Raw genomic sequence first — 13436 nt, 5'->3', positions numbered from 1 at the left:
AGATCAAAACATCAGACACACTTGAGATGCAACTTGTCAGGCAGCACAACCGAAGCAGACCTACAAGGCACCGGAGCTGGGGGAGAGCAAGCAGTTGCCTAGAATCCTCAGCGAGCTCCATAGATCTCGCTACCCATCTCCAGCAGGACAGCCCGCAGTTCTTCCATTGCGTTCCGTAAAGTTGCTAAGTCTACGTTATCATTTGCCAGCAATGCCCTCAATGTGCCCGCCACTTGAGCCCCCCGCTGGATTCGAGCTTCGCTGAGGCGATTGCCATGCTCCTGCAGGGTTTTGTCGTAGTTGTAGAGCAGGCTATCTGACTGGTTGCGGGCTTCCACCAACTGCCGCCGGCGCTGATCTTCTTCGGCATAGGCCTCCGCTTCCCGACGCATTCGCTCGATCTCGCTGCTGCTCAAGCCACCGTTGTTGGTGATCTTGACGCTCTGCTCGATTCCTGTCCCCTTTTCCCGAGCCGAGACTTTCAAGATCCCGTTGGCATCGATGTCAAAAGAAACCTCGATCTGGGGCACCCCACGGGGAGCCGGCGGGATCCCGGTCAGCTGAAAGCGGCCCAAGGTTTTGTTGTCTTTGGCCATGGCCCGCTCTCCCTGCAGGACGTGAATCTCCACCACACTCTGGCCATCGGTGGCAGTGGAGAAAATCTGGGTTTTACTGGTGGGAATGGTGGTGTTGCGCTCGATGATGCGGGTGAAGACTCCCCCCAGCGTTTCCACCCCAATCGAGAGAGGGATCACGTCCAGCAGCAGTAGATCTTTCACTTCTCCACCCACCACGCCTGCCTGGATGGCAGCGCCAAGGGCCACCGCCTCGTCCGGGTTGACGGAGCGATCTGGGTTTTTTTTGAAGATTTGCCGAATTTTCTCCTGGACAGCGGGAATACGAGTAGAGCCGCCCACCAGCAGCACGCGGTCGATGTCTGCAGGGGAGAGGCCAGCATCCCGCAGCGCCTGTTCTGTAGGCTCCACGGTGGCCTCCACCAGATCCCGCACCAACTCCTCAAACTTGCCGCGGGTCAGCTCCACTTCCAGGTGCTTGGGCCCCGAATCGTCGGCGGTGATAAAAGGCAGGTTAATGAGTGTAACCTGGGTGCTGGACAGCTCAATTTTGGCCTTCTCAGCAGCCTCCCGCATCCGCTGCAGGGCCATGCGATCCCGCGAGAGGTCGATCCCTTCCGTCTCCAAAAACTGACGGATGAGCCAATCGACAATTCTTTGGTCGAAGTCATCCCCCCCCAGGTGGTTGTTGCCGGCAGTCGCTTGCACCTCAAACACGCCGCTGCCCAGTTGCAGCACCGAGACATCGAAGGTGCCGCCACCCAAATCGAAAACCAGAATGCGTAGGTCTTGATCTTGTTTGTCTAGGCCATAGGCCAGGGCGGCTGCTGTCGGCTCGTTGATGATGCGCAGCACCTCCAGGCCGGCAATGGTGCCCGCATCTTTGGTGGCCTGCCGCTGGGCATCGGTAAAATAGGCGGGAACGGTGATCACGGCTTGGGTCACCGGCTCCCCCAGATAGGCCTCCGCATCGGCCTTCAGCTTTTGCAGGATCATGGCGGAGATCTCCTGCGGAGTGTAGGCGCGATCTTGCACCGCCACTTCCACCATGTTGTCTCGACCGGGGATGACTTTGTAGGGAACCCGCCTCCGCTCATCTTCGGTCTCGGCAAAGGTGCGGCCAATGAAGCGTTTGATGCTGAAGATGGTGTTTTCAGCATTGGTAACCGCCTGGCGCTTGGCCAGTTGGCCCACCAAGCGGGTGTTGTTCTTGGCGAAGCCGACAATGCTGGGGGTGGTGCGCCCTCCCTCGGCGTTGGTGATCACAACGGGCTGACCACCTTCCAAAACCGCCACGCAACTGTTGGTGGTTCCCAGGTCAATCCCGATGACTTTACCCATAGCCCCCTCTTCCCGTGCGCCAAGTCTCAACCCAAGAACGCGATTCCACGGATCTTAAAAGCATTCTGCCCAGAATCCCGCAGAAACCTTCAGACGTTGCTTTCGTCTCCGTAGCTTTACTGTAGCGTTTCTGAGACTGCTCTGGCTCTGTTTGTCAAGGTTCAAGTGAGCAAGTTCGGCTAGGAAGGTTGGGGGTTTTGGGGAGAGGCGGGCGTGTTTTCCGGACCAGCTTCGATGGTGGCTTGGGCTGGGGGGGATGGTTCAGAGCTGGGGCTGCCCGCCGAGACGGCCACCATGGCATGACGGATCACCAAGTCCCCCAGCTTGTAACCCGGCTGATATTCGACGGCTACCACATCTTCAGGATAGTCTGGGCTGGGCTGACGGGCTATGGCTTCGTGCAGGTTGGGGTCGAAGGGCTGGCCCACCGATTTCATGCGGGAGACGCCCATCTTCTTCAGGCATTCCACCAGCAGGCGATAGACGCTCTGGTAGCTGTTGTGCAGCTCCCGCTCGCGGTCGGTTTCCAGCTTCAGCTGCTGCTGAGCCCGCTCAAAGCTGTCCACAACAGGCAAGATCTCCAGCACAAATTTCTGCCGTTCTTTTTGGCTGAACTCTTCTTTTTCCCGCTGGGTACGCCGCCGGTAGTTTTCAAAATCGGCGTAGAGGCGCAGGTAGGCGTCTTCTTTCTCTTTGAGTTGCTGGCGGACAACTTCCAACTCGTGCTGGAGCTGCTTGAGAGCTTCACCGGGATCTGGAGAAGGCTCAGCTGCGGTTTCTCCGGAGGAGGTACCGGCTTCTGCTTCGCTATCTTCCAAAATCAGCTTCTCCAGCTCTGCCTCTACGTCGATCTCTTCTTCCTGTAGTTCAGGATAGGTATCTTCTGGGGCCATCGGTTGCTTCTCTTCGGCAGTCATGGGCGATGTCGGCAAGTGTTAGCAATGAGCAGTGACTCGGATATCCCCAGTTTGGCAGTTTCAAAACCGCCGCTGCACTCAGCCAAACCAGGCTCTGTGTTGATCGTATTCTACCGGGTTCTCTTTCAGCCAGTTGAAGTCAATATCTTTTCTTTCCTAGCCGACCAGCAGATGTTCCCGTGGCCGGCCCAGGCAATCGGGGAAGTAGATCTTGGCCAAGTCGGGGATTAGGCGCCAGTTGGGGCTGTAGATGGGTTGAATGGGGGAGTGGGTGTGAATATAGTAGACCAGAAAGTCGCGGATGCTATCGGCTGAGATCCACAGGGTTTGGGCTTCTTGGAACATGCTGTAACCGCCGCCGCCGCCGGCTCGGTAGTGGTTAATGGCCAGGCGAAAGGTCTGTGCTGGTTCCACCGGCTGTCCGCGGAATTGTAAGGTCACCAGGCGCTTTCCTACGGGGCGGGTGAGATCGAAGCAGTAGTCGATGCCGTGGTAGAGGTCGAAGGTGTAGCCGCGGGCTTCGGGGGCCACGACGGCAGCAGGATCGGCGGGAAGGTGATTGGGATCCAACTGGCGAAAATAGCCGGCAGTCTGTTCCAGGGCGCGCCGCAGAATATCTCCGGTGATCTCCAAAACGCAGAGGGTGTTGTCGTAGACGGTGAGGCTGTAGGCATCTTGCAGGGAGATGGGGCCTGCCGACAGGCCGGCGCTGCTGCAGATGTTGACCAGGGAGAGCTCTGCGGGGAATCCTGCCTCCCGCACTGCTTGCAATTGGGCCTGATGGAGCAGCTCTGCCAGAGGGTTGGCCCCCAGACGGGCTGCCAGACCGCCGCTATAGGCAGAACGGGCTTGGCCAATGGGCTGACGGATGTAGCGCAGGGTGGCTTGATGATAGGGCTCTGTCAAGGCCAAGAGTTCGGGATCGGGAGGGATCCCTTCGGCGGAGAGGAGCTGTGCGCTTTTGCTGATGATTTGCCAGCGGCTGCCCTGGCGCTCCAGCTCCAGGGATACCTGGGAGAGGTGGCTGCCCCAATAGCCGGGCTGCACCACTAGAGCTGGGGATCCCCCCAGACCGGCAATGGTCTGGTGGGTATGGCCGGAGAGGATGACGTCAATGCCGTCCAGTTCGGCCAGGGCCAACAGTTCGTTTTCCCCTGCCAGGCTTTTGTTGCTGCACCAGCCGGAGCGATCTGGGTTGTGCCAATGCTCAGGGGTGCGCAGGGGGGGCAATTGGTTGGGGCCGCTGTGCAGGATCAAGATCAAAACATCCACCTGAGGTCGCAGCAGCGACAGGTAGTGGCGGGCGGTCTCCAACAAGGGGGCAAAGCGCAGCCCCGCAATGTAGTCGGGTCGCTCCCAGGTGTCGATGCGGGGGGTGGTCAGCCCTAGCAAGCCAACGCGAACCCCGGCCAATTCCCGGATCAGGTAGGGCTGGAAGAGGGGATCCCCATTCTGGCGGAGGATGTTGGCACAGAGCACCGGACAGCGGAGATCGCCGACAAAATCCCGGAGAACCTGCAGCCCAAAGTTAAAGTCGTGGTTGCCAGGGGTAAAGGCGTCGTAGCCTAGGGCGTTGAGGGCATGGGCCAAGGGGTGGGGAGAGACGCGCTCCACCTGCGCATAGTAGGTGCCCAAGGGGGATCCCTGAATGGTGTCGCCGCTGTCGATGAGCAGGACGGGATCCTCACTGGCTGCTCGCACGCGCTTGATGAGGGTGGCCAGCTTGGCTAAACCGTGCTCCGCAGGGATCCCGGTGAAGTAGTTCCAGGGATGTAGATTGGCGTGGAGATCCGAAGTGTGGAGAATTGTTAATCGCATCCTCATATCATAGCCAAAGTCAAAGCCCAACCCAAACTCGTCAGCCCAGCAAGAACAGCACCTGCACACAGCCCACCAAAAAGCCGAGGAGGCCGCCTAAGTTGACGATGGCCTGGAGTTCTTGGCGCACAATCTGCTGGATGGCCTGCTCCAGGTCGGCAGGGGAGGTGGCGTTGACTTTATCGGCAATGACCTGATCCAGGTTCAACACCGGGATCACCTGCATCATCAGGGATTCGAGATCCCGTTCTAGGTAGCGCTCCAAGACCAAAGCCAGGTCGGCGCTGATCTGATCGATGGAGGTGATCAACGCCTTGGAGTTGCGCAGGCGTCCCAACACCAGGCTGGCCACTTTTTCCCAATCGATGGTCTCCCCCAGCCCTTTGATAACCTCTGGCCCTTGGCTGCGCAGGTAATCTTGGATCCCGTCGCGGAGGGCACGGCGCAACTGACGCACGGCGGAAACCGGCAGGTTTTGCAGCGAGAGGTTCTGCAGGATCTCGGTCAGGCGGCGGGAGGCGTTGATGTCTTTGAGCAGATCTTCCAAGATGGCTTCTGCCCCTTCCGGCTCTTCTAGACAATAGGTGCGCAGGCGCAACAGGGCATTTTTCAGGCCGAACAAGTTGGCCACCACCCAGTAGGAGCCGGTCGCTCGTTCACGAAACTCCTCGTCAAGGGATTCGATGTTGCGATCGGTGAGAAAGTCCACCAAGTTCTGCCGCAACACCTTTGGGGGCAGCGCCTGCTTCAGGATCCACTCCGAGAGCTGCTTAGCCTGCTCGCTGCTGAGGCGCAGCTCCAGCAACACTTGGTCGAACAGTTGGTTAATCGGCCCTTCCAAAAAGGTTTCTTGGCGGGCAAGCACCTTCACCAGGCGGGGCAACGACTCGTTAAACAGATCGGCCAAAATGCGCGCCAACACCTGGGCGGTTTGCTGCTGCTGCTCAGGATTTTGCAGCCGATCCAGGGCTACCCCCAGCAGCCAGCGGATCCCAGCTTGCATGCGCTCGGTTTGCAGCAGCTTACGGGCCAGATTGTGCAGTTCCTCCGGCGTGAGCAGGGATCCCATGATGGTCTTGGCGATCTGCTTGGCCAGACGAGGCTGGTTCTGCGGGATCAGGCCGGGGGTAAAGGGGATGCGCCAGCCGAAAACCCGATAGGGGCGGTAGGGCCGGAACAGCATTTTGATGGCAATGTCGTTGGTGAAATAGCCGATCACCAGCCCGGCCAGCGGGGGCACAACGTAGATCCAGAAGGCCATGGAAGCAATTGAGGGTGCTCTCTTCTACTCTACTGACCTGCCCCAGCGCAAGAGAGCGTTGACCAGTTATTGGATGATCAGGCTATCGGTCAGTTCCAGCTCCACCAACGTATTGGGCTGCAGCGTCACCACCCGGTCAATATTGGTACTGCCTGCCGCAGCGCCGGCCAAGCTGCCGGCCAAGATCGGCAAAAAGCCCCATCCCCCCGTGAGGATCCCCAAGGCCAACCCACCTGCTGCCCCATAGCCTGCCCCGCGGGCTACAGTTGTGCCGACATCGGCGTTGCGATCCAACCCGACTGGTAGCGGCGCAGATTGGCCTCTCACCAAGTAGGTGGAAGACCCAATGGTGAGGCGGTTGGCCACAAAGCGGCTGCCGACGACCCGCTCTTGGGGATCGGCGCTCTCCGCCTCCCGGCCAGACAACTTCAGTTCTCGGTAAACCGGCTCAAAAGTGCCCCACACTACACTCCCTGCCGGGATCACCACCTGGCCAAAGCGATCCACCACCGGCTCGGAGACTTCCAGGTGGCCGTTAATGGCCTGGTAGGGCTGGAAAGTGATGGGGCGGTAGACCGTGAGGAGAATACGGGTGCCGGCAGGCAGCTCGCCCCGCGTGGCTCCGGAGAGATCCCCACCTGGGCTGAGGTCGGGCCGACGTTGATAGGAATAGGCCTCGCCTTGGGGGAGTTGTCCACCTGGGGCCGCTTGAACAGGCACCACCGGGATCGGATCCAAGGCCGGAGCTGTGGGATCCAGCGGCATTTGCGGCACCTGAGGTACCGGTGGCAGGGCCGTGGCAGAGCCGGGGGAGGGCGGAGCACTCAGCAAGGGCAAGGTAGGGACGGGATCCCCCCTGGGGGGCACCGGCTGAGGGGTGAACTCGAACTGCTGAGCAGCAACCGGGGTAACGGCACCGGCTATCAACACCCCCCAAAAGGAACTCCTCTGCAACAAATGCAGGAACGGCTGCAAGGTTGAGCTCATGGATCCCATCCGGTCGCAACTGGCAGTAGCTTAACATCCTGCCCCGCTTGTGCCCACTAGATTTAGTAGGTATTAAGGGATCGGAAGCTCTTAAAACACTATTGAGCCTGTTCGGGGTCTGGATCGAGTTTTCCCTAGGGGCTGGGGGAAGGAGAAGGAGTCGGTCCGCCGGGATCCCCTGGCTGGGGGGCTGGGGATTCTGGCTTAGGAGACTCTGTAGCCTCACTCTCCTGAGCCTCGGGGCTGGACTCCGGCTTGGGTTCTGCAGGAGACCGTCCTTCTGGAGAAGGAGAAGGTGAAGGCTCCCCGCCAGGCTGTGGAGTGGGAGTGGGTGTAGCTTCCGGCGTGGGTGTGGGAGTAGGCGTAGCTACCGGTGTTGGGGTTGGCGTTGGGGTCAGAGCTGGAGTCGGCGTTGGGGTCGGTGTGGGCGTGGCTGTCGGTGTTGGGGTTGGTGTTGGGGTCGGTGTGGCAGTGGGCTGGGCGGCCTGCACCTGGAAAGACCACTGCTGGATGGCAGTGTTGCCGCTGGTATCGGCAATTTGGACGGCAATTAAGGTCGGTCGATCGGTGGGCAGCGGCTCGGCTGGGGTGTAGGCGAAGCCGGTGCGGGTGAGCTGGGCTTGGGCGGTGACATCCGCGTTGTTCACCAGCAAGGTAAAGCTATTGAGGTCGATTCCCTGGTCGTCCTGGAAACGGGCTGAGATGGAGGGGCGAGGGTTGTCTGTTAGGGATCCGTTGGGAGGGGCCAGTTCGCTGATGGTGGGGAAGGTGGTGTCGGTCACCCGCCCGATGGTGATGGTCTTATCCGGCAGCTGCACCAGGGTTACCAGTCCATCCCGCTCCAAGCGGGCAAAAACAGGCGCTTCTGAGGCCCGGTCTTGGCTGCGGAAGGTGTAGCTGCCCTCGTATTGCCCTGGGCGGGTTTCCTGCAGCGGCAGGTTGTAGGCAATGCCGGGGATGGAAAACGATCCCTGCGCACCTGGGGATCCCAGCAAAAACACGGTAACGGTATCCCCTGGGTTTACGGATCCCAGCTCTTCGCGGGCAAAGAAGGTTCTCACCTCTGGAGCGGCGGGCAGCGTTTCCACCAGAGGCTCAATGGGAATGTCCGGCGTGGCCAGGGGTTCGGGCGTAGGAGTGACCTGGGCAAGGAGCTCGGTACGGATCCCAGGGCCGGGGATGGCAGCCCCCACCGGCGGATCCAAATTGGGTACTCGACCCACCTTGGCCAGCGCTTGGTAGGTAAGGGCAGCCACTTCCCCCCGCGTGGCCACCGCCTGGGCATTCAATTGAGTGGGGTTGGGGTAGAGCACCAACAGCCCTTCCTGAACCGCTGTCGCGATGGGGGCGCGGGCAAAGTTGGGAACCAAATTGGCATCGCCGAACGCGGATAGGATCGCGTCAATTTGGCCGGCATCTTCGATGAGCCTACCGTTGGTGGCGGCACGGGTCAGGACAGTGATGGCCTGCGCACGGGTGAGCACATCGTTGGGGCGAAAGGTGCCGTCCGGAAAGCCGGAAACAAACCCTGCCGCTGCCGCCGCGCCGATGGAGGGAGCCGCCCAACTGGGAATGGGATCGGCAAAGGAGCGCACAGGAACGTTGGTATCTAGGCCAAAAGCTTTGGTGACAATGACGGCAAATTGGGCACGGGTGATGGATTCATTGGGGCGAAAGGTGCCATCCGGGAAGCCACCGATGATCTGTCGTTCATTCAACCCGGCAATGTACTGGGCACCCCAATAGGTGCTGATATCAGAAAGTTGGGCCAAAGCGGGATCCCCAAGCCAGGCCAAGCTGCTGCAACTGATCACCAGAGCGGCGGTTTTCCAGCCCTGCCAAAGGGAAAGCTCACGCATCGTTCACACCTCAGGTTCTGGGTACGGGATTTACAGTCTTGGATCCCCACTCTCGGTTGGGAGGGGCCCTGGAAGTTGGCCGGACAGAAGTGTAGGAGAGGATATCCAAACCGCACACCCAGACGAGGAAACCTTCCGAAAAGTTCTATTTGGCCGTCGGTTTCGCCAACCTCTTAAGGGGCAGGATTGGGGTAGCGCTGGTGCACCGCTTCGATCTCCGCCAGGATCTGCGGGGACAGCTCCACATCCAGGCAACTGAGGTTCTCTTTGAGTTGGGTCAGGCTGGTGGCCCCAATGATGGTGCTGGTGACAAACCAGCGGCTGCGCACAAAGGCCAAAGCCAACTGGGCCGGTGTCAGACCGTGCCGGCGGGCAATTTGCACATAGGCGGCCACCGCTTCTTCCACATTCGGCTTGCGGTACCGCTGGCCAAAGCCTTCAAACAAGGCCAAACGGGATCCCGGCGGCTTCACCCCCCCCAGATATTTGCCCGTCAGCAGCCCAAATCCGAGCGGGCTGTAGGCCAGCAAGCCCACCTGCTCGTGGCGGCAGACTTCCGCCAGGCCCATTTCAAACGTGCGGTTGATGAGGCTGTAGGCATTCTGAATCGAGACCACCTTGGGCAACCCCAGTTGCTCGGCCACCTGGCAGAACTTGCTCACCCCCCAAGGGGTTTCGTTGCTCAGGCCGATGTAGCGAATGAGACCCTCTTGCACCAATTCCGCCAGAGCCTGCAACTGCTCGGCAATGGGAACGGTGGGCCGCTCCTGGCTGGGATCGTAGGCAACGCCCCCAAACAGGGGCACGTAGCGATCCGGCCAGTGGATCTGGTAGAGGTCGATGTAGTCGGTCTTCAGGCGCTTGAGGCTGCCGGCCACCGCCTGCCTGAGGTTGTCGCGGGTAATGGACAGGGATCCGCCGCGAATCCAATGCCAGGGCCGACCAGGGCCGGTGATCTTGGTGGCCAGGATCAGGCGATGCCGCGGTTGGTGTTGCAGCCACTCGCCGATGTAGCGCTCGGTGGATCCCTGGGTTTCCGCCCGCGCCGGCACCGGGTACATCTCGGCGGTATCGATGAAGTTGATCCCGTGCTCCACCGCGTAGTCGAGCTGTTCGAAAGCCTCAGCCAAAGTATTTTGCTGCCCAAAGGTCATGGTGCCCAGGCAGATCTCGGAAACTTGCAAAGGGCTGTGGCCAAGCTGGCGGTAGCGCATGGGGAATCTCCGTCTCCAACCCTAGACAGCGCGCCAGTCCCCATTGTGCCCAAAACCTGTCGGCCTACGGGATCCCCCGCTATGCCCCCGTTCCTATTTCGGTGCGGATCCCAGCAGAGGAACGTACTCGCGGTAGAGCTGACCCAAAATTTCCAGACCGATGCGGGTGCGGTTATCGGGGGGGCGAGCCTCAATGGCCGCCTTGACTTGCAAAATCGTGCCCACCGGATAGGGGGAGCGCAGCTCCTCCCGCTTGCCCAAAAACACATCCGTAAAGTAGTCGATCAGCCGCTTGGCTTCCCCCACGTCTTTGCGGGAAATGTCCATATCCAAAACGGTGGTCAACTTGGCCCGCATAGCCTGAAAACTTTGCTGGCCCGTGTTGAGGGCCACCCGCTTGGCCAGGCTATCCACCACAATTTGGGTGATCTTCTCCACATTTTGGGTGACGATTTCTCGGTGGCGGGCGGCAAAGCGCAACTGAACCTCATCCAGGAATCGTTCTCGTTCCAGAATCTGGATGCCCTGTTGCTCCAGATCCACTCCATAGCTTTGCAACTGTTTGTACTGATTCAAAACCCATTGGTTGTAGAAGGAATCCGCCAAAACTCGCCAATAGCCGATGAGGGTGGCCTCGGCAAAGGGAACGCTGACCAAATAAGCTTCGCTGGTGATGTGGCGCAAATGCTCTGTCAGCTTGTCTCGCTCCTTCTCATCCAAGTAGGAGGTGCGCGGCACCCAAACTGCCCCGTACTCGCTTTTCACCTCTCTGGGCAGGGATCCGAAGAGGGTGTCAAAAAACTGATGAATGCTGAAGAGAAGAAACTTTCCCGGATCCTGAAGGCGGGTGAGCAGTTCCTGTTTTTTCTCCTCCTGATATTGAGTTACCAACTGCTGGGCCTCGGCGATCTGGCCGCGGGCCACCTCCACATCTTGCCGCAGCTTTTCAATCTCCTCCGAGCTCACCATCTCAACACCAGTAGGCTCCCGTTCCCCGCTGAAATAGCTGCCCCCCAGCCCGCTGCCCCCAATGCCCACCAGGGGAGCGTCGCTGTCGTTGTCCAGGGTTAGAAGGCGAGCAAGAGCCTGGAGTCGAGCCTGCCGATTGGAGGAGCGCAGGGATCCCAGCTCCACCGGATCCCCACTTTCCCAACCGTCCAACCCACCAATGCGGTAGAGCGTGTAAAAATACTTGCTGAGCAGAAGCGCCAGCAGATGCCTGTTCTTGACCTCGTTGTACTCCAGGTAGGCTCGCAGACACAGTTGGAAGGCGATGTTGGGCAAGCTGCGACACACCTTCATAATCTGGGTGTAGACCCTTTGCAGGTGAGGCCGAAAGCTGCGTGGGATCGCCTCGGGCCGTAGGCCGCGCAACAAGAACTCCTGCTGGCGCAGATCTTGAGGGGTAAAGTAAAAACTTTCTTGCCAAAGCAGCTCATCCAAGTCACGGGCAAAAATCGGTTTCAAATGGTCGATGATTTGCACCACAACCGACTCGGTGAAGACCGGTATAATCTTCTCGATGTGAAGCTGATCGTAAACAGAGCGCAGCCGCTCGCTGCGGAAGTCTTCGATGGAGATCAGCCCCTTCATAGTCCCGATCCGACCGTCGCTCAGCAGGAACTTATAGACCACTTCGGCAGTGGCCCCTGGGGAGAGAACAAGAGTTCCCGTCAAGTCAGGGCAGATTTGCAGGGGGCGTAGCAGGCGGCTGGTTTCGCTGACGCTGAAGCAACTCCAAGCTGCCGGGTTTAACACCACCGACGATAGGCCGGCCAACAATTGCTTCTCGTCCAAGTCCTCCAGCCGAATTTCTCCCCTGTGAGCTTCGCTAGGTCCCGGAGGCAAGCTCGCCCGCGAATCCTGAACGGCGGAAGGGGATAAGGATGGGGGAGATGTGCTCATGCGGTAAAGGCTATTGAATCTTAACGTTCACTCTAAGTCGGCGAAGGATGGATGAGTGTGATCTGTATCTCTGTATCCAATGAAAGTCTCTCAAGAAGAATCTGCCCAGAATCTGCCTCGAATTGTCTCCCGCCACCAGTATCTGGAAACGGTTAGCTTTTGGGTAGCGTGCAACCACGGTTTTGAGGATCCACAAATCGATACGCACCTTCAGCTCCGATGGATGAAGCTGTTGAGGCCTTCCCCGTTGTCGTGAACTGCTTGCCGAGCCGGTTTTCCTGCTGCAACCCCTAAGCTAGGATGAGAGGTCTGCCTATCGGTATGGGATATCGGGCTGGAGTTGGGTTTGAATGCGTTTTGACTTTGGGATTGGGGTGCAGCGGTCATGACGACCATTTTGATTGTTGACGACGATCCGACGATTCGGCTGGTGTTGAAGCGATCCCTGGAACGACAGGGCTACACCGTGGAGATGGCCAGCAACGGTTCCGAGGGGCTGGAGCAAGCCCACCTGCTGGTGCCGGGGCTGATCATCTGTGACTGGATGATGCCGGACATGGATGGGCTGGAGGTTTGCCGACGCATCAAAGCCGATCCCAAGTTTTCCACGACGTTTTTTATTTTGCTCACCGCCCGCACTGAGGTGGAAGACCGCATCCAGGGCCTGGATGCCGGAGCAGATGAGTTTCTAAGCAAGCCCATCGACCCCAATGAGTTGCGGGCACGTGTGCGAGCCGGGCTGCGCTTACACCAGCTCAGCTATGACCTGCAGCAGCAAACGGCCAGGTTACGGGCAGAATTGGCAGAGGCGGCCAGCTATGTGCGTTCCCTCCTGCCGGAGCCGGCCTATTTTCCCGACTGCAAAGTGACCCTCGAGTGGCGCTTTTTACCCTCCCAGGAATTGGGGGGAGATTCGTTTAACTATCATTGGCTGGATGAGGAACACCTGGCCATCTATCTGCTGGATGTGTCGGGGCATGGGGTGGGATCCGCTCTGTTGTCGGTGTCGGTGATGAACCAGTTGCGCACTCAAGGCTTGGCCGATGCCGATCCCCGCCAGCCGGACGCGGTCTTGCGTGCCCTCAACCACTCTTTTCAAATGGGATCCCACCATGAGATGTACTTCACCCTTTGGTATGGGGTTTATCAGCCGGGATCCCGTCTGCTCTCTTTTGCCAGTGCCGGCCACCCACCTGCCCTGCTCATCCAGGGTCAGGATTCGCTCCTGCTGAAGACTGCCAACTTGCCCATTGGCATTTTGCCCGACCTCACTTTTCAAAGGGATCAGGTGCGGATCCCCGAGAACAGCCATCTCTACCTGTTCAGTGATGGAGTTTACGAAGTCATAAACCCCCAGAGAGAAATCTGGGGGCTGGACAATTTGATAGCCCTGCTGAGCAAGGGCGCTGGCAATAGTTTGGATCAGGTGATCCATCAGGCCCAATCCTTTCAGGGGCGGACGGACTTTGAGGATGATTTCTCCCTGCTCCGGATCAGCTTTGGTTAGGTTGTGTTGATCTTTCATTTGAGCCAAAAGAGAGCACTGACGAGATAGAGAA

At 59.1% G+C, this 13436-nt stretch carries 9 protein-coding genes; 1 reads left to right on the top strand and 8 read right to left on the bottom strand.

Annotated features, from left to right (window positions below):
* Positions 1-107: 107 nt before the first annotated feature.
* The 8 genes from dnaK to NW829_RS03085 form a co-directional block, all read right to left on the bottom strand.
* A complete protein-coding gene (gene dnaK / locus NW829_RS03120) occupies positions 108-1916 on the bottom strand; it encodes a molecular chaperone DnaK (protein ID WP_414329166.1) in 1809 nt (602 codons plus the stop codon).
* 179 nt (positions 1917-2095) lie between these two features.
* A complete protein-coding gene (grpE, locus tag NW829_RS03115) occupies positions 2096-2833 on the bottom strand; it encodes a nucleotide exchange factor GrpE (protein ID WP_071818179.1) in 738 nt (245 codons plus the stop codon).
* 156 nt (positions 2834-2989) lie between these two features.
* Entirely contained in the window at positions 2990-4651 is a 1662-nt protein-coding gene (locus NW829_RS03110; protein ID WP_414416413.1) for a bifunctional metallophosphatase/5'-nucleotidase, read from the bottom strand.
* Between the two features lie 40 nt (positions 4652-4691).
* Positions 4692-5912, bottom strand: a complete 1221-nt coding sequence (locus NW829_RS03105; protein ID WP_011434466.1) for a DUF445 domain-containing protein — start codon at positions 5910-5912, stop codon at positions 4692-4694.
* Between the two features lie 66 nt (positions 5913-5978).
* Positions 5979-6899, bottom strand: coding sequence for a hypothetical protein (locus NW829_RS03100; protein ID WP_414416412.1), 921 nt, complete (start codon positions 6897-6899; stop codon positions 5979-5981).
* A 134-nt stretch (positions 6900-7033) separates the two neighbouring features.
* A complete protein-coding gene (locus tag NW829_RS03095; RefSeq protein WP_414416411.1) occupies positions 7034-8758 on the bottom strand; it encodes an S-layer homology domain-containing protein in 1725 nt (574 codons plus the stop codon).
* A gap of 173 nt (positions 8759-8931) precedes the next feature.
* Positions 8932-9972, bottom strand: coding sequence for an NADP(H)-dependent aldo-keto reductase (locus NW829_RS03090; RefSeq protein WP_414416410.1), 1041 nt, complete (start codon positions 9970-9972; stop codon positions 8932-8934).
* A 93-nt stretch (positions 9973-10065) separates the two neighbouring features.
* The gene (locus tag NW829_RS03085) at positions 10066-11820 is read right to left on the bottom strand and encodes a hypothetical protein (protein ID WP_414416409.1); all 1755 of its coding nucleotides are present in this window, start codon (positions 11818-11820) and stop codon (positions 10066-10068) included.
* 442 nt (positions 11821-12262) lie between these two features.
* On the opposite strand from NW829_RS03085, the gene NW829_RS03080 reads away from it, so the two are divergent.
* Positions 12263-13384: a PP2C family protein-serine/threonine phosphatase gene (locus tag NW829_RS03080; protein ID WP_011434461.1), complete on the top strand. Its 1122-nt coding sequence runs from the start codon at positions 12263-12265 to the stop codon at positions 13382-13384.
* Positions 13385-13436: the final 52 nt, after the last annotated feature.

It is taken from the genome of Synechococcus sp. R55.8, from assembly GCF_047461895.1.
In the GTDB taxonomy this organism is placed as follows: domain Bacteria; phylum Cyanobacteriota; class Cyanobacteriia; order Thermostichales; family Thermostichaceae; genus Thermostichus.
This window is presented reverse-complemented; position numbering and strand designations above follow the sequence as displayed.